This window comes from Olleya sediminilitoris, from assembly GCF_016785945.1.
GTDB classification, from domain to species: domain Bacteria; phylum Bacteroidota; class Bacteroidia; order Flavobacteriales; family Flavobacteriaceae; genus Olleya; species Olleya sediminilitoris.
In genome coordinates this window covers 94294-118174 of record NZ_JAEMEF010000010.1, presented here as the reverse complement: position 1 = coordinate 118174, position 23881 = coordinate 94294, and the positions used below count along the sequence as shown (strand labels likewise).

The window sequence follows — 23881 nt, the reverse complement described above, 5'->3', positions numbered from 1 at the left end:
GTTTTTAGTTAAGTGGAAGCTTAACCAACATATATTAGTGTAACACTTATTATATTTTTTCTACTTGCATGTAACTTAACTCTAATGGTGTTTTTCTTCCAAAAATCTTAACCATTACTTCTAACTTACGTTTTTCTTCATTAATGTTTTCAATAGTTCCGTCAAAACCATTAAAAGGTCCATCGATAACTTTAACAGTTTCTCCTTTTGAATATGGTATAGCTACATTTACATCAGCATCAACTGATAGCTCATCAACTTTACCTAACATTCTGTTAACTTCAGATTGTCTTAAAGGTAAAGGATCACCACCTTTAGTAGCACCTAAAAAACCAATTACATTTGTAATTGATCTAATTATATGAGGTACTTCACCAGTAAGATTAGCTTTAATCATGATATAACCACTAAAGTATACTTTTTCTTTATTGATTTTTTTACCATTACGAATTTGAACAACGTTTTCTGTTGGCACTAAAACTTGCTCAACATAATCTTGCATACCTAATCTAGCAATCTCGTTTTCGATATAAGTTTTAATTTTATTTTCTTGACCACTTACAGCTCTAACTACGTACCATTTTTTTTCTCCAACTTCAGCCATAAAAACCTATCCTGTTATAAGATTAAAATATAAACTAATAACTTTACTAAAAACAGTATCAATTCCCCAAATTGCTAAAGAGAAAATAATTGAAAAAACAGCCACTAAGATTGTTAAACTTTGTGCTTCTGACCAAGGTGTCCAAGTCACATTATTCTTTAACTCACCGAATGATTCTTTTATATAATTTACTATTCCAGCCATATTGTTCATTTAACATCTTCTTTTTGAAAGAAGACAATTATACTATTTCAAAACAAGCAAAATACAACTTGTTTTAATTTGCACGGGTTGAGAGACTCGAACTCCCGACACCTGGTTTTGGAGACCAGTGCTCTACCAACTGAGCTAAACCCGTAAATATAAATCAAGGCACTTTGAAAACAAAGCGCCTTAATTTTATATTTTATAAACTATAATTTAGTCTAAAATTTCAGTTACCTGACCTGCACCTACAGTTCTACCACCTTCACGTATAGCGAAACGTAGTCCAACATTCATTGCAATTGTGTTAATAAGCTCAACAGTAATTGTTAAGTTATCTCCAGGCATAACCATTTCTACTCCATCAGGTAAAGCAATGTTTCCTGTTACATCAGTTGTACGTACGTAAAACTGAGGACGATAGTTATTATGGAATGGAGTGTGACGTCCACCTTCTTCTTTTTTAAGAATATAAACCTCTGCTTTAAATTTAGCGTGAGGTGTTACAGAACCTGGTTTAGTAATAACCATACCTCTTGAGATTTGAGACTTCTCAATACCTCTTAATAAGATACCAGCATTATCTCCAGCTTCTCCTCTATCTAATATTTGACGGAACATCTCAATCCCTGTAATTGTAGATGTTAACTTTTCAGCTCCCATACCAATTATCTCAACAGGATCTCCTGTATTAGCTACACCAGTTTCGATACGTCCAGTTGCTACTGTACCACGACCTGTAATAGAGAATACATCTTCAATAGGCATTAAGAAAGGCTTGTCCATATCACGAACTGGCTCTTCAATCCATGCATCAACAGCTGCCATTAATTCCATAACAGTATCAACCCATTTTTGCTCACCATTTAAAGCTCCTAATGCAGAACCTGACACTACAGGTCCATTATCACCATCATACTCATAGAAAGAAAGTAATTCTCTAACTTCCATATCTACTAATTCAAGCAATTCTTCATCATCAACCATATCCACTTTGTTTAAGAATACTACGATTCTTGGGATACCAACCTGACGACCTAATAAGATGTGCTCACGAGTTTGTGGCATTGGCCCATCTGTCGCAGCTACTACTAAGATTGCACCATCCATTTGAGCAGCACCTGTTACCATGTTTTTTACGTAATCGGCGTGACCTGGACAGTCAACGTGTGCATAGTGACGATTAGCTGTTTGATATTCTACGTGTGAAGTATTAATTGTAATACCTCTTTCTTTTTCTTCAGGAGCGTTATCGATAGTATCGAAATCTCTTGCTTCTGATAAACCTGCATCAGCTAATACTTTAGTAATAGCAGCAGTTAAAGTTGTTTTACCGTGATCTACGTGTCCAATTGTACCAATATTTAAGTGTGGTTTTGAACGATCGAAAGTTGCCTTTGCCATGTTTTAATAATTTAATCTTAGTTATATAATAATATTAGTGTATCCTTACTTATCGTCTTTAAATTGAGCCAATGACGGGAATTGAACCCGTGACCTCTTCCTTACCAAGGAAACGCTCTACCCCTGAGCTACACCGGCTTAAATATTAGAGCGAGAGACCGGGTTCGAACCGGCGACATTCAGCTTGGAAGGCTGACGCTCTACCAACTGAGCTACTCTCGCAATTATTTAAAATCCTTTTGTTTAAAATCACTTTTAAAAAAAGTGGGGAGAGCAGGATTCGAACCTGCGAAGACGTAGTCAGCAGATTTACAGTCTGCCCTCGTTGGCCGCTTGAGTATCTCCCCTATTTTAAACTTATCACTCTATTAAAGAACTTAAACAAAATTAAAACATTTTTTTTATTTTAACCTTATTTTTTTGAGCCGATGGAGGGACTCGAACCCACGACCTGCTGATTACAAATCAGCTGCTCTAGCCAGCTGAGCTACATCGGCTTTTTTTGCTATTTTTACTTCTAAAAAAAGCCCGCTATTTCTAACGGACTGCAAATGTAAATATTTATTTAATTATTCAAAACATTTTTTTAAAATATTTTAAAAATTTTCTCTAATTTTTTCTTTTCGCTTTTTTAATTGACGTTGAAGTGAAGCAATTGCTATGTCTGTACCCTCTTCAAAAGACTTACATTGTTTTTTAACTACTAAACTATCTCCTGGTATATTTATCTTAGCTTCAAAGATTTTATTAAGCTTGTTGCTTCTTTTTTCAACTTTAAGATATACTTCAGACTGAATGACTTTATCATAATACAATTCTAGCTTATTCATTTTTTTTTGAATAAACTCTAATAACTGAGGTTCTGCATTAAAATTGATTGCTTGTGTGTTTACCTTCATAATTTACTTTTTTGTGGTTAAACATTTATTTTTTACTTCTTGGATGGCTTTTAGCGTAGACTTTTTTTAATTGCTCTATACTATTGTGTGTATAGACTTGTGTTGCTGCTAAACTTGAATGCCCTAATAACTCTTTAACTGCATTTAGCTCTGCTCCTTGATTTAATAGATGTGTTGCAAATGAATGTCTAAGTATGTGTGGACTTTTTTTCACCTTACTTGAGGCTATACTAAAGTAATCATTTATAATCCTGTAAACAAGTGTTTCGTATATTTTAACTCCTTTTTTGGTTAGAAATAAATATTGATCATCATCTATTAATTCTAGTTTTTTTCTAACTTCAAGATACTTTTGAATACTGTTAATTACAGAATTTAATAGTGGAATTAACCTTTCTTTGTTTCGTTTACCTAAAATTTTGATGGTTTTATTTTCTAAATCTACATCACTTAATTTAATATTTATTAACTCAATACGTCTTATTCCTGTTGAATAAAACAATTCAATAATTAATTTATTTCTTAAGCCTTCAAATCCTGAAGCCAAATTAATTTTATCTAAAACTGTTTCGATTTCTTTTTCAGAAAATGGTATTTGAAGTTTTTTACTTGTTTTTAATGCTTTATGTTTTGAAAGCGGATTAACTTTTACTTCTTCTATTTTTAGCAGAAATTTATAAAAACTATTTAATGCAGACACTTTTCTATTTATGCTTCTATTAGTTAAGCCACTTTCTACTAAATTAATAATCCACGTTCTGATTTGTGCATAATTAACTTCTGTAATAGAGTTTAAAGCATCTTGTTCCTCTAAAAAAAGTAAAAAAGACTGAATATCTTTATTATAAGCATTGACCGTTAGCTTGGAATATTTTTTTTCAAGCAATAAGTAGTCTATAAAAGCATTAATTAACATTGATTGAGACTATTTTATATTTATAAATATAGTGTTTTGTGATTGACTACAAGTAAAACGAAAAAATCCCACTAAAAATAAAGTGGGATTTTAATTATTATAATGCCTGAGAAGTTATACTGCTTCTTGATCTCTTAATAATTGAACGTATTGCGCTTTTTGCACTTTAGCTCTGTTTTGTACTGAAGGTTTTAAAAACTGCTTACGACCTTGTAAAGCTCGTCTAGTACCAGTTTTATCAAACTTACGTTTGTAGCGTTTTAAAGCTCTTTCTATATTTTCTCCTTGTTTAATTGGTATTACTAACATGGTGTCTTAACCTCCTCTCTTTTAAAATTTTGAGGTGCAAATATAAGAACTAATTTAAAATTCTCAATTTTATTTTTAAAATAACTTAACGACTTACAATGTTGACCAAACAGAATAACTTTTAGGAGGTGCTTGAATTTTAACCCACTTACCAGATTGTGTTACTGGTTGCCAACTTGAATGTCCCGTATAATCTTTTATTGTAGTACTTGACCAATTAGTTTCTACCCATCTTTCTTGCCAAGTATCAGAATTATTAATATAAACGATTAAACCTGATGAATTATTACCATTACGTTTAGCGATGTATTCATCGTTATCTACATGTAAAATAGAAGTACTTCCACTAGCTAAATTATTATGAATCCAAATTAAGTTATTTAGACTTGCTTTATTTAACCACTCTTCATAATCCTTATAGAATATTGTTGGATAGCCTTCATGTGTTAAAATATAAGCATAGGCTAAAATCTTATTATTTATAATCTCGTCAGTATCATGGTTTGTAACAAATGTCATTGCTTTAGATGCATTTTGTTTCCAAAGCATATTATCATTTAATGCATTTAAATTATTTCCCATAAAAGCATCTTTCATTTTATAATAACAAGCAAAATCAAAAGCACTTGCATTTGCAGAATTTGTCCACCAATCTAATGTCGAAACATTGCTGTCCCAATATTCTCCAACTGAAAAACCACCAACTTCATCTTTCCAAGCCTTAACTACCCATGGCTCGAAACCTTTAACATAATCAAAACGCCAACCATCAAAACCTATAACATCTCTGTAATATTTAGCGACGCTATTTGAATTTTTCCATAACCAATCTTGTACATAGGTTTGATTATGACACAAATCAGGAAAGCCTCCAAATACACCAGAATCATTTGAATGTGCATTATTAGGATGAAAATCTGTTGCGGATCTGTAAAATTTACCAGAAAGTGGATTAAAATCTGTCCATGTGCTTCCACCTGTATATGGATTTACTTCACTATTACCTCCACTATTGTGATTAATCACTATATCAGCAATAACACTTAGTCCACTTTGGTGTGCTAAATCTATTAATGACACGAGTTCTGTTTTAGAACCAAATCTAGTTTCAACACTTCCCATTTGGTCATATTCACCAAAATCGTAATAATCAAAAGGATCATAACCCATAGAAAATGGACCATTTTGTGCTTTTGATACAGGTGGTAACCAAATAGCGTCAATACCTGCATTACTCCAATCTTGAACTTTTGCTTTTACTGTATTCCACCAATTACCTCCAGCTGGAACGTCCCAATAAAAAGCTTGCATCATTACACCTGAGCCAATGGGTTTTAAACCTGCTCTTTGACTACTAGTATTGTTTACGGATTTTTCTTTTACAGAATCTGTAAGTACGTCATCATTACTACAACTGTAAGTAAAGACTATCGAGACGTACAGAATTATTAATTTTAGTTTTTTCATGTTATTTGGGATTAGATTATACCTAAAACTAATCCATTACACATCAAAAACAAAACGTTTTATTTCACGAAAACGTTTTCGTGTTGACAAATAATTAAAAAAAACATGTAATTTTATCAAAAACACAAAATCACACGCTTGTTTTGATTTTATTATACTTTTGAAATATTTACTCTTTCTTATATAAAGATGATCTTTTGGTTAGATCATTAATTAATTTTTCATCTTCTTCACTTTCTAATAAAGTGTTGTAGTTATCCCAAAACTGTTTGTTATATGGTTTAACTGAAAAAATATCAGGATCCCAATCTTGTTGTAATGCTGTTTCGACCTTATCTGGATCTTGAATAATTTCTGTAAATAAAATCTCTTGTACTGTATAATAAAAACGTTCTTCTTTATTAAACTGCGCTTCTTCTTCTTTATTAATTTTACCTGTTGGTTTATAACCTACGTTTACTAATTTAGGAGTCTCATAGTAAATATAGTTAGGATACATCCTATCTTGATACTCTGTATAAGAGATCACTAATTTGTGATTAATTTGAGTATCAAATAACGTTTTACTTCTACTTTTTTGAGCTTTAGATCCTGCTTTAAGTTGGTATTCAATTTTTTTAACAGCAAAATTATCCCAATAAATATAAATCCAACCACCAGCAATATAACCTTCGTTATAAATGCCTTTTGTATTTAAACCTACAAAATCTTCACTTTTATTGATTTGAATCTTGTAAATTTTTCTTTCGTTGTCTACCAGAATAGTATCTAATTTAAATTGATGTGTTTTTAAAATATTGTCACCAAATAAAGCTTTAGGACTTTTTGAATTACGAACAAGGTTAAGTTTTCCTTTAAATAAATTTTCTAATCCATTAACACGCGTATCGTTCCATTTTATAGACTTTATTAATGATTCTTTTTTAATAGTATCACGTCTTAAATTTTTGGGTCTTAAATTAACGTTAGCATTGTATTTTAGGTAAGTTGAATAGGAAAATAAACTATCAACATCACGTAGGTCATAACTTTTTCTAACTTGATCGACATTGATTTTAAGGTTGTCTTTTCCGCCAGACACATAACTGGAGTCATCATATAAAGTGATTGCACTTTCAACTAACCACTTAAACTGTTTTTTATTTCGCTCTTTATGTCTTAAAAATCCTTTCTGTAAATATTGTTGTTCTGGCAAATTATCTTGTAATTTTTCTAAAGCACGAAGTACAATATCATTACCTGTTTTAGGTCTGTTTTCTGCAACTATCAAAATTTCGTCTAAAGACGCGACATCTTCTTCAAGTAAAATATCAAAATCATTATCAAATTGATCGACAGTAGTTTTAAAACTTTTAAATCCAATTGATGACACAACTATGGAGTCGTTTTCAAACTCTTTAGGAACTAACAACACAAATTTACCATCGGCATTTGTTATTGTTCCTATGGTTGTATTTTGTACATAAACACTTGCGTTTTCAATTGGCATCATCGTCATAAAGTCAACGACCTTATTTTTTAATTCGGTTTGACCAAAAGAGAAGCTTCCAAACAGTAACAATATTATAATTACTGTTGGTTTAATGTTTAAAAATTTCATTTTAAAATAATTGTATTTATAAGTTTATGTAGCTAGTCTAAAATCTAAAACAATATTACCATTTTAGCGATAATTAAAAAACTAATTTTCGCTAAAACAGTAACCATTATATTATGTAGCTGGCTTATAATCTTTACCATCAATTACCATTTTAGCGATAATTAAAAGACTAATTTTCGCTAAAACAGTAATCTTTATATTATGTAGCTGGCTTATAGTCTTTACCATCTATTACCATTTTAGCGATAATTTCTCTTAAAATTTCAGAGGTACCACCACCTATTGGTCCTAGTCTACTATCACGCAATAGTCGTGCCAATGGATATTCTTCCATGTATCCATAACCTCCTAAAAACTGAAGACAGTCATAAATAGCGTCATCTGCTACTTTAGTAGACTTTAACTTAGACATTGTTGCTTCTTTAACAACATATTCTCCTTTACCTAATCTATCTGCAACTGTATAGTTAAACGTTTTACATATTTGCACATCAGTTATATGATCTGCTAGACGATGTCTTAATGCTTGAAAACGATCTATAGTTTTTCCAAAAGCTGTACGCTCTGACATATACTTCATGGTGTAATCAATAGCAAATTCTGCTCTAGCATGGGCATTTACACCCATTATTAATCTTTCTGAAGCAAAGTGTTGCATAATGTATGCAAATCCTTTATTTATTTCTCCCATTAAATTAGACGCAGGAATAGTTACATTATCAAATGCTATTTCACCAGTATCTGATGCTCTCCAACCTAATTTATCAAGTTTGGTTGCAGACACACCAGGTGTATCTCTATCTACTAAGAAAATACTGATTCCTTTATTACCTAATTCTGGGTTAGTTTTAGCAGCTACTACAAGATAATCACTATACACACCGTTTGTAATAAACGTTTTAGAACCATTAATTACATAGGTATCTCCTTTTTTTACAGCTGTAGATCTCATACCTGCAACATCACTACCACCAAAAGGCTCTGTAATACATAAACATCCAATCATGTCTCCAGCGATACTTGCAGTTAGATATTTTTGCTTTATTGCTTCACTACCTTCAGCTTTTAGATGTGTCATTGCTAAGTATGCATGTGCCCACATTGCAGCAGCAAAACCAGCAGAGTTTATTTTTTGTAATTCTTCAAGTAAAATTACCATATAGAAAATATCCAAATCTAATCCTCCATACTGTTCAGGATAACTGATTCCGAAAAAACCCATATCTCCAACTTTTTTCCAAATAAAGCGTTCAATTTGACCTGTTTTCTCCCATTTATCTATGTGAGGTACGACTTCTTTTGTTAAAAAATCGCGTAAACTTTCTCTAAATAAATTATGCTCTTCACTGAAGTACATATTTCCCATAATACGTTGTGTTATTGTTAAGTCTTAATCTAGACGTAAAGATAACTTAATTATCTGTATTTTATTAACAGGAAAACCGTTAACTTTTGTTAATTCGTCAATGGATTTAAACCCATCACGCAAGGTACGTTCTTCAATTATATTATAGGCTACTTCGTAGTCAATGTACTTAATGGTTACCAATTGATCTTTAGTAGCTGTATTTAAATTAATTTTGGTTATTACTCTTGGTGTTCTTATAGTGAAATTATTTTTAATATTTTGAATTACTTCTGGTGTTAATCCATACACTTCTTGCAACTCTATAAAACTATGAAACCCATTTATTTTATGTCTGTATTTTATAATTCGTTGTGAATAGGATGGACCTATACCATATACTTTTTGTAATTGTTCAGCTGTAGCTGAATTTAAATCTAACTTTTGACTTTCAGTTTTTGGTAAATTAGAAAATGATTGACTAAAATTGTTTTGTTTAGGCTTTGGATTAGTTACCCAATCTGGAAATTTAAAGTAAGGTGATATTTTTGCTAATAACGAATCTGAAACCTTTGTTACGGATTGAAACTGATTTACAGAATTAATCCACTTATTTTGTTTTCTGAAGGCTAACAGACGATCAATTTCTTGATTAGTCATACCTAATGCATACCCTTTATGATCTGAAATAAAGTTAGGGTTAAAAGGATAAATTTTAGGTTTTCGTTTTTCTAACTCGACTGCTTTTAAAGAATCTATTTGATCTATAAATGTACTTATGGTACTATCTTTTGTATTAAACTCTGGATTATTATCCATTAATTTTGGTAACACAAAATGATAAAATATTTGTATTGATATAATAAGTAGTAGTAATAAAAAAATCCCACTTCGTTGTTGTCTTGAAAACTTGAAGTGGGATTTGATATTCATTTTAAATGTTTTTAATCTTACATCTCATCAACTAAATCTGTTGCTCCATCTTCAATAGCGTCTTCTTTTTTATTGATGGCATTCATATATTTAGTTAATTCCTTTTTAATTATTGGTGATAACATAACCACACCAATAATGTTTGGTACAACCATTGCAAATATCATTGCGTCTGAGAAATCAATAACAGCTCCTAAACTTATAGATGCTCCAACTACTACGAAAAATAAGAATAATATTTTATATACTAAATCTGTGATTTTTCCTTTTCCAAATAAGAATACCCAACCTTGCATACCATAGTATGACCAAGAAATCATTGTACTAAAAGCAAATAATATTACTGCAATAGTCAATACAATTGAGAAATGAGGAATAACACTATCAAAAGCAGTTGCTGTAATTTCTACACCTTCTTTAATCTCTACACCATATTCCATGAATCCACCATCAAAGTTAGTAATTACAATTACTAAAGCAGTCATAGTACAAATTACAACAGTATCTACGAATGGTTCTAATAAAGCTACAATACCTTCACTAGCAGGATACTTAGTACGTACTGCTGAGTGAGCAATTGCAGCAGAACCAACACCAGCTTCGTTAGAGAAAGCTCCACGTCTTACACCTTGTATCATAACTCCAATAATACCTCCTAAACCAGCTAAAGGTGTAAATGCACCATTAAAAATAGCTGCGAAAGCATCATCAATTAAAGTGAAATTAGCAAATAATATAATTAAAGCAGCCAATACATAAATACCTGCCATAAATGGTACTACTTTTTCTGTAACAGAAGCAATACGTTTGATACCTCCTATTATTACAATAGCAACTAAAACAGCCATAACAATACCAAAATACATTCCTGCATTTTCTCCTGTTAGATCAAATAACTTAGTAAATTGTGCTGCTGCTTGGTTAGCTTGAAACATGTTACCACCTCCAAAAGATCCACCAACAACAAAAATTGCAAAAAGTACAGCTAGTACTTTACCTATTCCTCCAGCTCCTTTTTCTTTTAAACCTTTAGTCAAATAATACATTGGACCACCATAAACAGTTCCGTCTTCACCTACATCTCTATATTTAACACCTAAAGTACATTCTGCAAACTTAGATGCCATACCTAATAATCCTGCTATAATCATCCAAAATGTTGCTCCTGGACCACCAATTGATAAGGCTACTGCAACACCTGCAATATTACCTAAACCTACAGTTGCCGACAAAGCTGCGGTTAATGCTTGGAAGTGAGACACCTCTCCGTCAGCTCCTTCTTTTTTCATGGTTTCGATAACATCCCCTCCTGGAGTTTGATCTCCATAAAGTGAATCTACACCATGTTTTTCAATATCTTCGTATTTACCTTGCACCACTTTAATTGCTGTTCTAAATCCAGTAAAATTGATAAACTTAAAGTATATCGTAAAAAAAAGTGCACCTCCAATTAACACTAATAATACCCAAGGAATTTTGATTGTATCGGTAAATGGAATTTCCGAAAAAATGCCTTCAACAAACCAGCCTGTATACTTTTTAAATGCAGCATCAATTTGGTCTGCAGTACTACTTTGCGCAAAAGTTAGTATTGGTAATATTAATGTAAAAATCGAGAGAAGATATTTCTTCATAATAAATATTTGTTAGTTAATTTTGAATTAAGATTAGCAAGATGCAAAAAAATGATGAATTTTTAAAAGAAAAGCTGTTAAATACCTATTTAATCTAAACTAAAAATAGTATTTAATTTCTGAATTTGTTCTGGCCTACCAAGTACAATAACTTTTGAGTTGGGTACTAACTTGAGTTCGGCCTCTGGGTTTACAATATATTCGCCATGACCATTTTTAAAACCAATAACAGTGCAACCTGTTTTGTGACGTAAGTCTAAATCTTTAATTGTTTTAATACCTGAATCGGGATTATACAATTTTTCAACCTGAACTTCTTCAATATTAATGTTAGCTTCTCCAACAATAGCTAGATTATCTATAAACTCTATTAAGTCTGGAACAACCACTAGGGATGCCATATGGTCACCTCCAATTCTGTCTGGTAAAATAACATTATTAGCACCTGCTAATTTTAATTTATTATAAGATGTTTCTTGTGATGCACGACTAATAATTCTTAGATTTTTTTTCATTTGCCTTGCTGATAACACAACAAATAAGTTGTCTGCGTCATTTGGTAATGCAGAAATCAAAGTACTAGCTCTTTCAATACCTGCTTGTAATAAAATTTCATCTTCATTAGCGTTACCTAATATAAAAGGAGTGTTATCGTCTTCAAATTTTTCAATAGTTTCTTTATTTTTTTCAATAATAACAAAAGGTCTTTTGTGAGCTAACAATTTGGTAGCTGCTTGCTTTCCGTTTCGACCATAACCACAAATTATGATATGATTGTTAAGTGCATCAATTTTTTTCTGCATTTTCTTTTGTTTTAATTCTTCAAGGTTACTTTTACTTAAAATAAATTCGGTAATAACAGATAGTGCATAACCTAAAATTACAACACTATTTAATATTAAAAATATCGTAAAGATTTTTGCGACATCATCTAAAGGTTGTACTTCTCCAAAACCAACGGTTGTAATTGTAATTACAGTCATATACAAAGCGTCTACCCAACTGTAATTAGACATCATTCTAAACCCTAAAACACCAACTAATAAAAGTAGTAATAGTAGTGAAATAGCTGTATAAATTTTAGATCTATATAAAGTAATTAAAGGATTGGTCATATGGTTTTAAAGATCAAAAACTGAAGATCGTTTTGTGTAAATAATATCTTTAATGCGCATCCAAAAGGCTAAAAACAAATATAATGCAAAGCCAAAACCTAAGGTTGCAAACGTCAAATACATAAAACTAGTACGTACTACTTTGGCTCTTATACCTAAACGATCTGCAATACGTTGACAAACATGATACCCACGTTTTTGAAAATAATGTATTGGTTTGTATAAAAATTGCATACTGCAAGATAATTAATTTTGCGTTAGTATAGAATTACCAATTACACATTTTAAGCACATATTTTTGTCACAATAATTATTTTTAAGTTGAATTAAAGCCTGACTTTGTAAAGCAGATTCTGATTTTACTTTTAAAACTTTAAACTTATCTACAATGCTGTTTTTTTCTGGCTTTAATTGCTCTATAAGCTTAATAATTGTATCGTCAATAGCTTTACCTTGTTGCTTTGCATAACAGAATTTAAGCGGAATGATTGTATTTATTAATAGTAAGTTTATAAAACTTTTGGTGATTTTCTTTTTACTAGTTTTTGAAACTTTATCAAATGTGTAATGATCCTCCCAAAAAGTTGATGTTGACACAGAGAATAGTTTGTAAATATCGGTTAAAGTATCTAATGCAATGACTTTTGAAAACAAATTTTGATGCACATGATATAGATTTGCTAATTGTGACAATCTAATGGTTGGAAAATTTGGTGGACGTAATCTAAAAAACTGAAACGGAATGACACTTTTATTATCTAACCCAAATTTTTGCTTTAAAAACGCATAATCTTTTTGAAGGTTTATATAATATGCCTCTTGAACATCTTTGTCCAACATATTAGCTTGGCCAAAAAATAAAGCCTCTAAACTTTGTAAATTATTTTGTTGCTTTCTGACTATTGAAAAATCAATACTATTTGCTAAACTTAAAAACGCATCACTATTGACTTTTAATCCAAAGTTTTTAGCAAGTAATTTAAACAATACTGCTTCAAAATTATTGTTAGATGTTTTCAGTAAGACTTCAATATCTTTTGACTTACGTTCTAAACGTTCAAAAAACAAGCGTTCTAACCAATTATTAACTTTAAAAGAATCTACTTTTGGGATAGTATTTTCGCAATTAATCCAGGTTTGATTTTTATTAAATAATTTATAATAATTATTTAATGCTCTTACTGAGACATAATCCCTAAGTTGGATGGTTGGTATTAGAGTGTTATTTTTACGGAATACTTCTGTATCATGTTCCCAAACGACATGTAATATTACGTTGTCATAATTAGGATCTACTTCATGATTATGTACAAACCAATCGCTAGATTTAATGTGTATCTCTATATTCCCTGCCCAAAGCTGATTATCAATAGTAATTTGACCGTTAAAAAAATCAGGTCCAGAATGCTGGTTATGCGAACCTATTGAATTTATTAATACGGCTTCATTATTAGTAGTTTTTAAGTTTTGAGTATCAAACTTTTTAAACTTCCAGAGATAATGTAAAAAATCTTCTTGCATGTTTAAATGTAAGACTAGTGATTGATATTTACAAATTAGCAGAATAATTTGTAAGAACAAACCTTTTTACAATTGCTAAAATTGATTTAATAACGTTAATTACTCATAACCATTTAATTGATTAAATTAGACTAATATTTATTAACACTATATTTATACTAATATGCATTTAACCAAAAAACATTATTTGTTTATAATTTCACTTTTTATGCAAATTAGTATGTTTGCTCAAGACAAATTTGATATCGTTTTTGGAGAAACTTTTACTCTTAAAAACAATACTATTACTAATGTTGGTTATCAAAATGAATTTATAACTATTGAATTAACGGATTTAATTGAAGAATGGTGGTATGATGCACCTCCTGAAGATAAAAACCGTAAATATCACTCTGATATACAATACACGTTAAAAATAACATTTGATGACATTGAAAAACAATTCAGTTTTTATCGTTCTGAAATAAAAAAAGACAATCTATACACTATAAAGCTAGATGGCTATAAAACAGTAATTATATCTGACAAATATAATAACGCCTCTGGATCCATTACAATGAAAATTATTAAGTAGTTAAATAATAAAAACTCACAATGTAAATTGTGAGTTTTTTTTATTTAATTATTGGAGCTTAAAACTACTCAATGTATCCTTTTTCGCGCATCCAGTCGTCATTAAACATTTTACCAACATAACGACTTCCATGATCATGAAATAAAACCACAACAACATCATCTTTTGTAAAGTGTTCTTTTAATTGTAATACTCCTTTTATTGCTGCTCCTGCACTATTACCTAAAAACATTCCTTCTTCTTTGGATAGTCTCTGAGTATAAACTGCTGCATCTTTATCTGTTACTTTTGTAAATCCATCAATAATATCAAAGTCAACATTTTTTGGCAAGATATCTTCTCCGATTCCTTCTGTTACATATGGATAGATTTCGTTTTCATCAAAAACACCTGTTTCGTGATATTTTTTAAATACTGATCCGTAAGTATCTATTCCCCAAACTTTGATATCAGGATTTTGTTCTTTTAGATATTTACCGACTCCAGATATGGTTCCTCCTGTTCCAACACCAACGACAAAGTGTGTTATTTTACCTTCAGTTTGTTTCCAAATTTCTGGTCCTGTACTTTGGTAATGTGCTTTTGCGTTACTTGGATTATCGTATTGGTTTACGTACCAACTGTTTTCTATTTCTGTGCTTAATCTTTTTGATACAGAATAGTAAGATCTTGGATCTTCAGGCTCAACTGCTGTTGGACATACGACTACTTCTGCTCCTACTGCTTTTAGTATGTCTACTTTTTCTTTACTTTGTTTGTCTGCCATTACAAATATACATTTGTAACCTTTGATTATTGCTGCTAACGCTAATCCCATTCCTGTGTTACCTGAGGTTCCTTCTATAATAGTTCCTCCTGGTTTTAAACGTCCATCTGCTTCTGCATCTTCAATCATTTGTAATGCCATACGATCTTTAACAGAGTTTCCTGGGTTAAAGGTTTCGTATTTAGATAGTACTAAACATGGTAGCTCTTCAGTTAGCTTGTTTAATTTTACTAATGGTGTGTTTCCAATGGTTTCTAGTATATTGTTTGCGTATTGCATGCTTTACTTTTTATTTTATTTTGCAAAAATAAGTAATCTTTTTGTTTTATGTTCCATTTGATTGAACACTTAATAAACTGTTATTTTTAGTTCCTAATTTTAACATTATGATAACTACTAAAACCTTAAGTTTAAGCTGTACTTTATTTTAATTACTTGCCTTAGGATAGGTTGCGTTAGCGGTAGTAACGACATCCTTTTTTGTGCGCGCTTATGCGCAAAAAAGATATAGTGGATGACGCGACCCTTAACTTGATTTTTTTTCAAGTTAAGGGTAACGCCCAAATTATTTAATCAAATCTAATAGCTTTTACTGGAGATATTTTTGAGATAATGTAAGATGGTATTAATAGCATTAATAGACATAATACAAAGGTCCCAATATTTAATGCTATTATGTAACCTATGTTTATATACACAGGCACTGCAGAGACGTGATAGGTTTGTGGATCTAAAGGAAAAAGTCCAAAGTATTTTTGTAAAAGCAATAAGGTTAATCCTATTAAATTACCCCAAAACAGACCTTTTAATATTAGATAACTTGCGTTGTATAAAAAGATTTTACGTATACTGGTATTGGCACTTCCTAATGCTTTTAGAACACCTATCATTTGGGTACGTTCTAGAATTAAAACCAACAAAGCTGTTATCATGTTTATACCTGCTACTAAAATCATGATACCTATTATAGCATAGATATTATTGTCAAAAATTTTTATCCAATCAAAAATGAATGGATATTCTCTGTCTACTGTTTTTGCATTTAAAGTGGATGGTACTGCTATAAATATAGCATTTCCTGTGGTTTCTAGATTATCATAATCGTCTATAAAAACTTCAAAACGTCCAACTTGGTCATCATCCCATTTGTTTAGTCGCTTAATATGATTAATGTCTCCAATGACATATAATTGATCCATTTCTTGTAAACCAGAATTATAAATACCAACAATATTAAAAGTTATACTTCTTGGTGGTTTTGTTGTGTCTTCTCTTAAAAAATAAGTATTTATACGATCTTTAAGTTTTAGCTTAAGTCTGTTGGCTAAATACTGAGAAATTAAAATGTCTTGATTTAATCCGTCTGTATAGTTTGGCAGTTCTCCTTCTATTAAAAACTCTTTAAAATATTGCCAATCATAATCTTGACCAACACCTTTTATAACGACGTATTCAAAATCGTTTTCTAACCTAATTATCCCAGATTTAGTTGCTGTAGCCTGAATATGAGTCACACCAGGAACACTAGAAAAATTTGGATAAAAATCCTGATTGGTAGATATTGGACGTATACTTTCTTCGGACTGATTATTATCGTAATTTTGAATGATACTATGTCCATTAAAAGCAATTACTTTTTCTCTGATTTTTTGTTGCAACCCAATACCAGTTGCTATAGCAATCATCATTACAATAATTCCCAAAGCAATTGCTACAATACCAATTTTTATTATTGGTGCTGATATACTACTTTTATACGCTTTACTATCAATTATGCGTTTAGCTATAAAAAACTCGAAATTCAAACTAGATTATGCGATTTAATATTTTCAAAAATACAGTTTTATTATTTGTTATGGTACTAAATTCTTGTGCTTATAAAACGAAAAATAATATTACTGAAACAACTGCTATTTTGGCTAAAGCCGAAATTACTACTGATAACTCTATAGATAAGCCAATTATTGTTGGAGCAAATCAAACCAAAGCCTATTTACCTTTGCTAAAAGACAAACGTGTTGGTGTAGTAGCTAACCAAACAAGTGTAGTTTTTAAAAAAGAAACATATACACATTTAGTAGATAGTCTTTTAGATTTAAACGTAACTGTAAAAAAAGTCTTTGCACCAGAACATGGTTTTAGAGGTCAAGCAGATGCAGGTGAAGTGGTTAAAGATGGTATAGATACTAAAACAGGCTTACCTATTGTATCATTATACGGAAAAAATAAAAAACCAAGCGTTGCACAATTAAAAGATATTGATATTATAATTTTTGATATTCAAGATGTAGGTGCGCGTTTTTACACCTACATATCATCTTTACATTATGTCATGGAAGCTTGTGCTGAACAAAACAAAACTTTAATTGTATTAGACAGACCAAACCCAAATGGCCATTATATTGATGGTCCAATTCTAGAAAAAGAACACACTAGTTTTGTCGGTATGCATCCAATACCTGTTGTACATGGCCTAACAATTGGTGAGTATGCACAAATGATTAATGGTGAGCATTGGTTAAAAAATAAGGTAACTTGTATGTTAGAAGTTATAACTATTAAAAACTACAACAGACAAATGACGTATGATCTACCTATTAAACCCTCTCCAAATTTACCTAATGCTCAAGCTATAAATTTATATCCAAGTTTATGTTTTTTTGAAGGGACTAATGTTAGTGCTGGTCGTGGTACAGATTTACAGTTTCAAGTTTATGGTTCTCCATTTTTACCTCAGACATCGTATAGCTTTACCCCTAAATCTAATGCTGGAGCAAAATACCCTAAGCATGAAAACAAAATATGTCATGGATATAATTTAAGTGGTAACAAACCTTTATCTAAGCTTAACCTAAGCTATCTTATAAATGCATATAATAGCACCAATGATAAAGGCGCATTTTTTATTAAGAATGGCTTTTTTACAAAATTAGCTGGAACAAAAAAATTACAAGAACAAATTGAAGCTGGTTGGAGTGAAGACAAAATAAAAGCCACTTGGACAAGTGGCTTGAATGATTTTATGACTAAACGTAAACCTTACTTATTATACAATTAATCTTCGTAAGGTAATCCGTTTGGTCTTAAATTTTGTTTTCTGTATTCTTCTCTAGTTTGTTTTTCTAGACTGTTATTATTTATTTCAGAAATATTGTATTTCACCTCTTTAGTATCAACTTTTTTTTTTGAGCTAGCTAAAGTGGCTGCATGCTGTTTTAAAATACGTTGGTTACGCTTGTAACGTGCTGCAACAGTATTAACTTCTTTTTCTTTAATTTCATGACGTTTAGCTTCTTGTTTTGCCAATCTTTTTTGTTCTGATACTTTTTTATTAGCTTCAGCTTGAGCAAATACTTGCTCTTTCATGGACTTTGCTTCTACTTCACGTTTGATGCGTGCATTATATTCTCTTTGTCTCAGGACAACTAACTTACGCTCTTTAGCCAATTTTTCTTCAAAAGAAATTTCATCTTCTTCAATAGTCGCACTAGCCAAACGTGTATCTTTATTAATAGATGCTCTTGGCGTAATACTACGTTTACGTTGTTCTTCTTTAGATAAACTAGCACGTAAAACATCTTCTTCTAAATCTGTTACAGCGTTAGTTGGTTTTGCAATATCTTGAATACGATTTAAAGATATTGGATATACAGCATCTTCACGATAAGCCACAACAGTATATCGACCAACATTAAAATGGTGTAATGGAATTTTAGCTTCCTTATTACCTAAATCCATCATTATAGATTCTTTTTTATTATGAAACAAAAAAGTAAACCTATAAATGTCTTTATTACTTTTTAATACAATAGTGTCTCCTGTTTTATTAAGCCCGTGAATAAGTCCTGCTTTGGTAGCATTTACATTTTCGACAATGGTTGTTTTACTTCTTGTTTGAGAAAACATTGAAGTGGTTAATAGAAAAGTAAAAACTAATACTAATGTTATTTTTTGCCTAATCATAATTGTATAATTAATTGTTACGCTAAAAGTCAGTTTAAGAGGATTCCAAAAGTATTATGAAATACTATATATTTCACACTAATCATAATGCAAGTTATACATTTTTAGTCAAAATGCACAAAAAACCGATGAACAGACATTTAACCTTACTATCAATAACTTAAATGAAAAAAAAACAATGATTTACAACAAAATTTCAACAAAAAGAACAATAAACTACAAAATCAACAACAAAATGAAGTGTAAACAAAATTATTCTAAAAAAAGAGAAGCATAGCCTATTGAGAATTATTAATTATTTTTTCAATAACAACTCAACTTTATTTAAATCAGATTGTGATAAACTATCACGCCATTTTATAGCTTGATCCATATCATCCAAGCCTCTAAAAGTTACATAATTTAAAAACGAAAACAAAGATTGATTTAAGTCGTCAATTGATTCAGTTTCATGTTTTTTAAGAAAACGACGCGCCTTTTTAAATTTACCTATTATTAAAAAACCTTCAATTTTCAATAACTCTTGTTTTTGATGTAAAGCCTCTTTATGTTCTATATCGCTAAGCTTCAATAAATCTGTAGCTTCATCCATATATAAATCTGATAAAGCTATTAATTCTTCTTTAACAAAATCTTCTGCATACATAGCAAAATCAAGATATTTATTAGCTAATCTAAACGCTGAAGCATAATTTTTATGTTCAAAATATTGCTTCATTTCATTTGATAAAAATGAAGTGTCTAGCGCGTATTTCTGTATTAAAAGCGACATGTTAGTCATACTAAAATCATCTCTTTCAGATAGATTTAATATGTTTCCATTGGGATCCATTACTTTTAATTTGTCATCATTAAACCTTTCAATATAACTAACTCTCCTGTTTTTAACTCCACCATGATAAAGTTTATCATAATTAGACTCGTTAATTATAACTGGTACAAAATACTCCCAGACCAACTGTTTTATTTTATCACTTTCAAATAACTCTACAACAATTTGAGAACCCTCTTTAGTATCCACCAATAAAGGATAAGAATAATTAGCAGCATCCTCCCAAATAACTAACATCATTTTATTTTTAACCAATGCTAATTTTTTAGCTAACGTATAAGAAGTCAACCATTCTTGAGCTATGGTACTATTTATAGAACATAAAACAAAGGCTATAAGGACAACTATTTTTTTCATAGATATTATTTAAGCAGAATTACAATTTAATTCTAGATTTCATCTTTTCTACAATATTATAAGCAGCAGGACAAATGGCAACGTTTTTTAACGTTAAATTAGATATTTGTTGAAATTTTTTACGATCAGTATGCGGAAATTCGGCACAGGCCTTAGGTCTGACATCATAAATAGAACAGTAATTATCTGGACCTAAAAAAGTACAAGGTACAGACTTTAAGACATAATCATTTTCTTCATCCACACGTAAATATTGATCAATAAACTGTTGTGGCTTTTGTCTAAAATATTTAGCAATACGCTGCACATCTTTGTCTGTAAACAAAGGTCCAGTAGTTTTACAGCAATTAGCACATGTCAAACAGTCTGTAGTTTCAAACTCCTGTTCATGCAATTCTTGCATAATATAATCCAATTGCTTTGGTGGTTTCTTTTTTAGCTTTGTAAAAAAGGTTTTGTTTTCCTTATGCTTATCTTTGGCAAGCTTTGGTAGATTATTTAAAAATACTTCCATAGTGCAAAAATAGTATTTTAAATGAAAGACCTTTTCGGAAAAGCATTATTAGATTATCAAAATGGTAATTATACAGTAGATCTTATAACATCTACCAACATATCTGATGACGATGCACTACCACTTCCCTACTTATTTAGAAGTTTTAAAGACATGCCTAAATTAGAGCAGCATGCATTAAAACTATCTAAAGGTAATATCTTGGATGTTGGTTGTGGCTCAGGAAGCCACACTTTATACCTTCAAGACAAAGGATTACAAGTTAAAGCAATTGACATTTCTGAAGGTGCTATTACCGTTTGTAAACAAAGAGGTGTTTTAAACGCTGAGTTAAAAGGCTTATTAGATGAAACTGAAACTTTTGATACCATATTATTATTAATGAATGGTACTGGTATTTTTCAAACTGTAAAACAAGTCTCTGCATATTTAACACATCTTAAGTCTTTATTAAATACCAATGGTCAGATACTAATAGACTCAAGTGACATACAATATATGTATTTAGATGAAGATGGTGGTTTTTGGCAGGATATTAATGCCAATTATTATGGTGAATTGGATTACTTTTTAAGCTATAAAAATGAAAAAGAAGACCCTATGAAATGGTTATACTTAGATTTTAATTTACTGCTTACTGCTTGTCAAGCTGTTGGTTTAAAATGCGAAATGCTCGCGGAAGGCGAGCACTATGATTATTTAGCAAAGATATCTGTTTAAAGATCGTATCCTTTTTCTGACAATTTTGAAATAACGCTTTTATATAAATTACCACTCCATATTACAGAAATATCACTCATAGATGAATTCATAGATTCTTGAGAGCTAACAATTTTTTGTCCTGTTTCACTTTGATAAAATTCTTTTAAAAAAACTTTATCACCTTCGGTTAAAGCATCTGTTTTAAACATGTTTTTACCAGCTTTGGTTGCATATAATTTGTTCATGTTTTTAACATCTTCATGTGTAAAATGCGCTTTGTAAGCACTAACAATCATTAGAGACAACTCGTCCATTGCTTCTGAGTTACCTTTTTTTAAGTCTGTCCAAACAGTTGCTGGCACTTTTTGAGCCACAAACTGCTCTTCTAGCATCGTATACATTTGTTCTATAACACCTTCATAATAACTATATGTTCCGTTACTTTTAATACACGTTTTAACATCTTTACTGTATTGATCTACTTGAGCAAAGCCTGATGTACCAATGACCAAAAAGCAAAATATTGTGATTATTTTTTTCATTTTAATTAGTTTGTATAATTAGTTATTTACAAAATAGCAACTACTGTGCCACTCCGTTAATGTAAGTTTCTTTAACTGTTATATTTGGGATTTCATTTTGATCTACAGTCATTATATCTTTATCTAAGATAATAAAATCGGCAAACTTACCTGTTTCTATACTTCCTTTTTCTTGTTCTTCAAAGTTAGCATAAGCAGCCCAAATGGTCATTCCGCGTAATGTTTCTTCTCTTGACAACCCATTTTCTATATTAAAACCACCTTTAGGAAATTGTTTTAAATCCTGTCTAGAAACCGAAGCATAAAAGGTTAAAAATGGACTTACTTTTTCTACTGGAAAATCTGTACCTAAGGCCACTCTTCCGCTTTTTTCTAATAATGTTTTATAAGCATAAGCGCCTTTTATACGCTTACTCCCTAATCGGTCTGCTGCCCAATACATATCACTTGTAGCGTGTGTAGGTTGGATAGAAGGAATAATATTTTCATTTTTAAAATAATCAAAATCATGATCAGTAATTACCTGAGCATGTTCTACTCTCCAACGTCTATTAGCTTCATTTTTTAAAGTCTTTTCATAGGTTTGTAACACAAATCTATTGGCAGAATCTCCAATAGCATGCGTATTCATTTGATAACCTGCTTTTGCTATTCTTTCAGCTAAATCCTTATAAGCGTCAGTACCAATAACTAGAGCTCCAAAATGATCATGTTGATCTGTGTATTCTTGTTTTAAAGCTGCACCACGTGACCCTAATGCTCCATCTGCATAAACCTTTACAGATTGGACGTTTAAACGATCTGTTTTTACTTTTCCTTTAGTTAAATAATAATCTAAATTTTCTTTTTTATTACTAATCATAGCATACACACGCATATCCAATTTACCTGCTTTTTGTAAGCTATCAATTAACTGAATAACTTGCTTATCTAATCCTGCATCTGACACTGTTGTTAAACCTAAATCTGTACATATTTTTTGAGCAGATAATAAGGCGTCAATTTGTTGCTGAACTGTTTGCTCAGGAAAAACAGCCTCTACCAACTCCATTGGATTGTCAATTAATACACCTGTTAATTTTCCATTTTCTTTTAAAATCTCACCACCATCGATTTTAGAATCTACTGTTATTCCTGCTAAATCTAAAGCTGCTTGATTACATAACATAGCATGACCATCTACTCTAGTTAAAGCGACTGGTGTGCTTGGATATAGTTTATCCAGCAACAATTTATTAGGATACTTTTTGTCTTCCCAATCGTTTTGATCCCAACCTCTACCTATTATAAAGTTAGTTGGTTTATTATTATAAAAGTCAATAGTTTTTTTCATGACATCATCAAAACTAGTCGTCCCTCTTAAGTCCACATTTAATTGGTTTAATCCTAGTCCATAAAAATGACAATGTGCATCTATAAATCCTGGTACAATTGTCTTACCATTTGCATCAATAATATTAGTTGACAAGTACTTATTTGTAATTTCTTTTGTTGTTCCTGTAGCTACAAATTTTCCGTCTTTAATTGCAAACGCTTCTGCTTTAGCAAACGTTGCATCAACAGTATAAACATTAGCGTTAGTTACTATGGTGTCGACATCGGTTTTGTTAGTTGAGCATGAGGCTACTATACAAAGTAACAATGCTATTTTTAATAATTTCATGGTTAGATATTTTTAAA

The 23881-nt window shown here is 30.8% G+C and carries 24 protein-coding genes and 5 tRNA genes; 3 read left to right on the top strand and 26 right to left on the bottom strand.

Features of this window, described 5'->3' with window-relative positions:
* Window positions 1-49 precede the first annotated feature (49 nt).
* From nusG to JAO71_RS11745, 19 genes are all read right to left on the bottom strand, one after another.
* Window positions 50-604 carry a transcription termination/antitermination protein NusG gene (nusG, locus tag JAO71_RS11835; protein ID WP_203000991.1) on the bottom strand — a complete coding sequence of 185 codons (555 nt, stop codon included), beginning with the start codon at window positions 602-604 and terminating at the stop codon, window positions 50-52.
* Window positions 605-610: 6 nt separating this feature from the next.
* Window positions 611-808, bottom strand: coding sequence for a preprotein translocase subunit SecE (gene secE, locus JAO71_RS11830; protein ID WP_028290299.1), 198 nt, complete (start codon window positions 806-808; stop codon window positions 611-613).
* An 81-nt stretch (window positions 809-889) separates the two neighbouring features.
* Window positions 890-962, bottom strand: a tRNA-Trp gene (locus tag JAO71_RS11825).
* 62 nt (window positions 963-1024) lie between these two features.
* Window positions 1025-2212 (bottom strand): elongation factor Tu, encoded by a 1188-nt coding sequence (gene tuf, locus JAO71_RS11820; RefSeq protein ID WP_028606821.1) that lies wholly within the window; start codon window positions 2210-2212, stop codon window positions 1025-1027.
* A gap of 66 nt (window positions 2213-2278) precedes the next feature.
* Window positions 2279-2350: transfer RNA gene (locus tag JAO71_RS11815), tRNA-Thr, on the bottom strand.
* An 11-nt stretch (window positions 2351-2361) separates the two neighbouring features.
* Window positions 2362-2434 (bottom strand) — tRNA-Gly (locus tag JAO71_RS11810).
* 43 nt (window positions 2435-2477) lie between these two features.
* Window positions 2478-2559 (bottom strand) — tRNA-Tyr (locus tag JAO71_RS11805).
* A gap of 76 nt (window positions 2560-2635) precedes the next feature.
* Window positions 2636-2709, bottom strand: a tRNA-Thr gene (locus tag JAO71_RS11800).
* 99 nt (window positions 2710-2808) lie between these two features.
* On the bottom strand, window positions 2809-3111 hold the full coding sequence (hpf, locus tag JAO71_RS11795; RefSeq protein WP_116824277.1) for a ribosome hibernation-promoting factor, HPF/YfiA family: 303 nt from the start codon (window positions 3109-3111) through the stop codon (window positions 2809-2811).
* 25 nt (window positions 3112-3136) lie between these two features.
* Window positions 3137-4027 (bottom strand): tyrosine-type recombinase/integrase, encoded by an 891-nt coding sequence (locus JAO71_RS11790; protein WP_054851744.1) that lies wholly within the window; start codon window positions 4025-4027, stop codon window positions 3137-3139.
* Between the two features lie 114 nt (window positions 4028-4141).
* Window positions 4142-4336 (bottom strand): 30S ribosomal protein S21, encoded by a 195-nt coding sequence (gene rpsU, locus JAO71_RS11785; RefSeq protein WP_028290303.1) that lies wholly within the window; start codon window positions 4334-4336, stop codon window positions 4142-4144.
* Between the two features lie 93 nt (window positions 4337-4429).
* Complete coding sequence (locus JAO71_RS11780; RefSeq protein ID WP_203000989.1) at window positions 4430-5803, bottom strand: alpha-amylase; 1374 nt, start codon at window positions 5801-5803, stop codon at window positions 4430-4432.
* A gap of 169 nt (window positions 5804-5972) precedes the next feature.
* Window positions 5973-7403 (bottom strand): carboxypeptidase-like regulatory domain-containing protein, encoded by a 1431-nt coding sequence (locus JAO71_RS11775; protein ID WP_203000987.1) that lies wholly within the window; start codon window positions 7401-7403, stop codon window positions 5973-5975.
* 199 nt (window positions 7404-7602) lie between these two features.
* Window positions 7603-8769, bottom strand: a complete 1167-nt coding sequence (locus tag JAO71_RS11770; RefSeq protein WP_054851747.1) for an acyl-CoA dehydrogenase family protein — start codon at window positions 8767-8769, stop codon at window positions 7603-7605.
* A 24-nt stretch (window positions 8770-8793) separates the two neighbouring features.
* Window positions 8794-9681, bottom strand: coding sequence for a ComEA family DNA-binding protein (locus JAO71_RS11765; protein ID WP_116824273.1), 888 nt, complete (start codon window positions 9679-9681; stop codon window positions 8794-8796).
* Between the two features lie 17 nt (window positions 9682-9698).
* The gene (locus JAO71_RS11760) at window positions 9699-11315 is read right to left on the bottom strand and encodes an alanine/glycine:cation symporter family protein (protein WP_028290308.1); all 1617 of its coding nucleotides are present in this window, start codon (window positions 11313-11315) and stop codon (window positions 9699-9701) included.
* Window positions 11316-11404: 89 nt separating this feature from the next.
* Entirely contained in the window at window positions 11405-12430 is a 1026-nt protein-coding gene (locus tag JAO71_RS11755) for a potassium channel family protein (RefSeq protein ID WP_054851749.1), read from the bottom strand.
* Window positions 12431-12436: 6 nt separating this feature from the next.
* Window positions 12437-12664 carry a PspC domain-containing protein gene (locus tag JAO71_RS11750; RefSeq protein WP_028290310.1) on the bottom strand — a complete coding sequence of 76 codons (228 nt, stop codon included), beginning with the start codon at window positions 12662-12664 and terminating at the stop codon, window positions 12437-12439.
* Between the two features lie 12 nt (window positions 12665-12676).
* A complete protein-coding gene (locus tag JAO71_RS11745; protein ID WP_203000985.1) occupies window positions 12677-13951 on the bottom strand; it encodes a DUF2851 family protein in 1275 nt (424 codons plus the stop codon).
* Window positions 13952-14159: 208 nt separating this feature from the next.
* Between JAO71_RS11745 and JAO71_RS11740 the strand changes: the two genes are divergently transcribed.
* Window positions 14160-14525: a hypothetical protein gene (locus JAO71_RS11740; protein ID WP_203000983.1), complete on the top strand. Its 366-nt coding sequence runs from the start codon at window positions 14160-14162 to the stop codon at window positions 14523-14525.
* 64 nt (window positions 14526-14589) lie between these two features.
* Here the strand turns inward: JAO71_RS11740 and JAO71_RS11735 are convergent, their stop codons facing one another.
* Both JAO71_RS11735 and JAO71_RS11730 read right to left on the bottom strand, forming a co-directional pair.
* Window positions 14590-15570, bottom strand: coding sequence for a PLP-dependent cysteine synthase family protein (locus JAO71_RS11735; RefSeq protein ID WP_203000980.1), 981 nt, complete (start codon window positions 15568-15570; stop codon window positions 14590-14592).
* 290 nt (window positions 15571-15860) lie between these two features.
* On the bottom strand, window positions 15861-17096 hold the full coding sequence (locus tag JAO71_RS11730; RefSeq protein ID WP_028290314.1) for an ABC transporter permease: 1236 nt from the start codon (window positions 17094-17096) through the stop codon (window positions 15861-15863).
* A gap of 8 nt (window positions 17097-17104) precedes the next feature.
* Here JAO71_RS11730 and JAO71_RS11725 point away from each other — a divergent pair, with 8 nt between their 5' ends.
* Window positions 17105-18349 carry an exo-beta-N-acetylmuramidase NamZ family protein gene (locus JAO71_RS11725; RefSeq protein ID WP_203000978.1) on the top strand — a complete coding sequence of 415 codons (1245 nt, stop codon included), beginning with the start codon at window positions 17105-17107 and terminating at the stop codon, window positions 18347-18349.
* Here JAO71_RS11725 and JAO71_RS11720 read toward each other — a convergent pair.
* The 3 genes from JAO71_RS11720 to JAO71_RS11710 all read right to left on the bottom strand — a co-directional run bounded on the left by JAO71_RS11720 (window position 18346) and on the right by JAO71_RS11710 (window position 20957).
* A complete protein-coding gene (locus JAO71_RS11720) occupies window positions 18346-19254 on the bottom strand; it encodes a hypothetical protein (protein ID WP_036598372.1) in 909 nt (302 codons plus the stop codon). The two genes, JAO71_RS11725 and JAO71_RS11720, sit on opposite strands and share 4 nt — an antisense overlap.
* A 295-nt stretch (window positions 19255-19549) precedes the next feature.
* Window positions 19550-20443, bottom strand: coding sequence for a hypothetical protein (locus tag JAO71_RS11715; RefSeq protein ID WP_028606809.1), 894 nt, complete (start codon window positions 20441-20443; stop codon window positions 19550-19552).
* 19 nt (window positions 20444-20462) lie between these two features.
* Complete coding sequence (locus JAO71_RS11710) at window positions 20463-20957, bottom strand: YkgJ family cysteine cluster protein (RefSeq protein WP_203000976.1); 495 nt, start codon at window positions 20955-20957, stop codon at window positions 20463-20465.
* A gap of 21 nt (window positions 20958-20978) precedes the next feature.
* Between JAO71_RS11710 and JAO71_RS11705 the strand changes: the two genes are divergently transcribed.
* Complete coding sequence (locus JAO71_RS11705) at window positions 20979-21677, top strand: class I SAM-dependent methyltransferase (RefSeq protein ID WP_054851756.1); 699 nt, start codon at window positions 20979-20981, stop codon at window positions 21675-21677.
* On the opposite strand, the gene JAO71_RS11700 is transcribed toward JAO71_RS11705, so the two are convergent.
* Both JAO71_RS11700 and JAO71_RS11695 read right to left on the bottom strand, forming a co-directional pair.
* Window positions 21674-22201: a DUF2059 domain-containing protein gene (locus tag JAO71_RS11700; RefSeq protein ID WP_203000974.1), complete on the bottom strand. Its 528-nt coding sequence runs from the start codon at window positions 22199-22201 to the stop codon at window positions 21674-21676. The two genes, JAO71_RS11705 and JAO71_RS11700, sit on opposite strands and share 4 nt — an antisense overlap.
* A gap of 40 nt (window positions 22202-22241) precedes the next feature.
* On the bottom strand, window positions 22242-23864 hold the full coding sequence (locus JAO71_RS11695; RefSeq protein ID WP_203000972.1) for an amidohydrolase: 1623 nt from the start codon (window positions 23862-23864) through the stop codon (window positions 22242-22244).
* Window positions 23865-23881 lie beyond the last annotated feature (17 nt).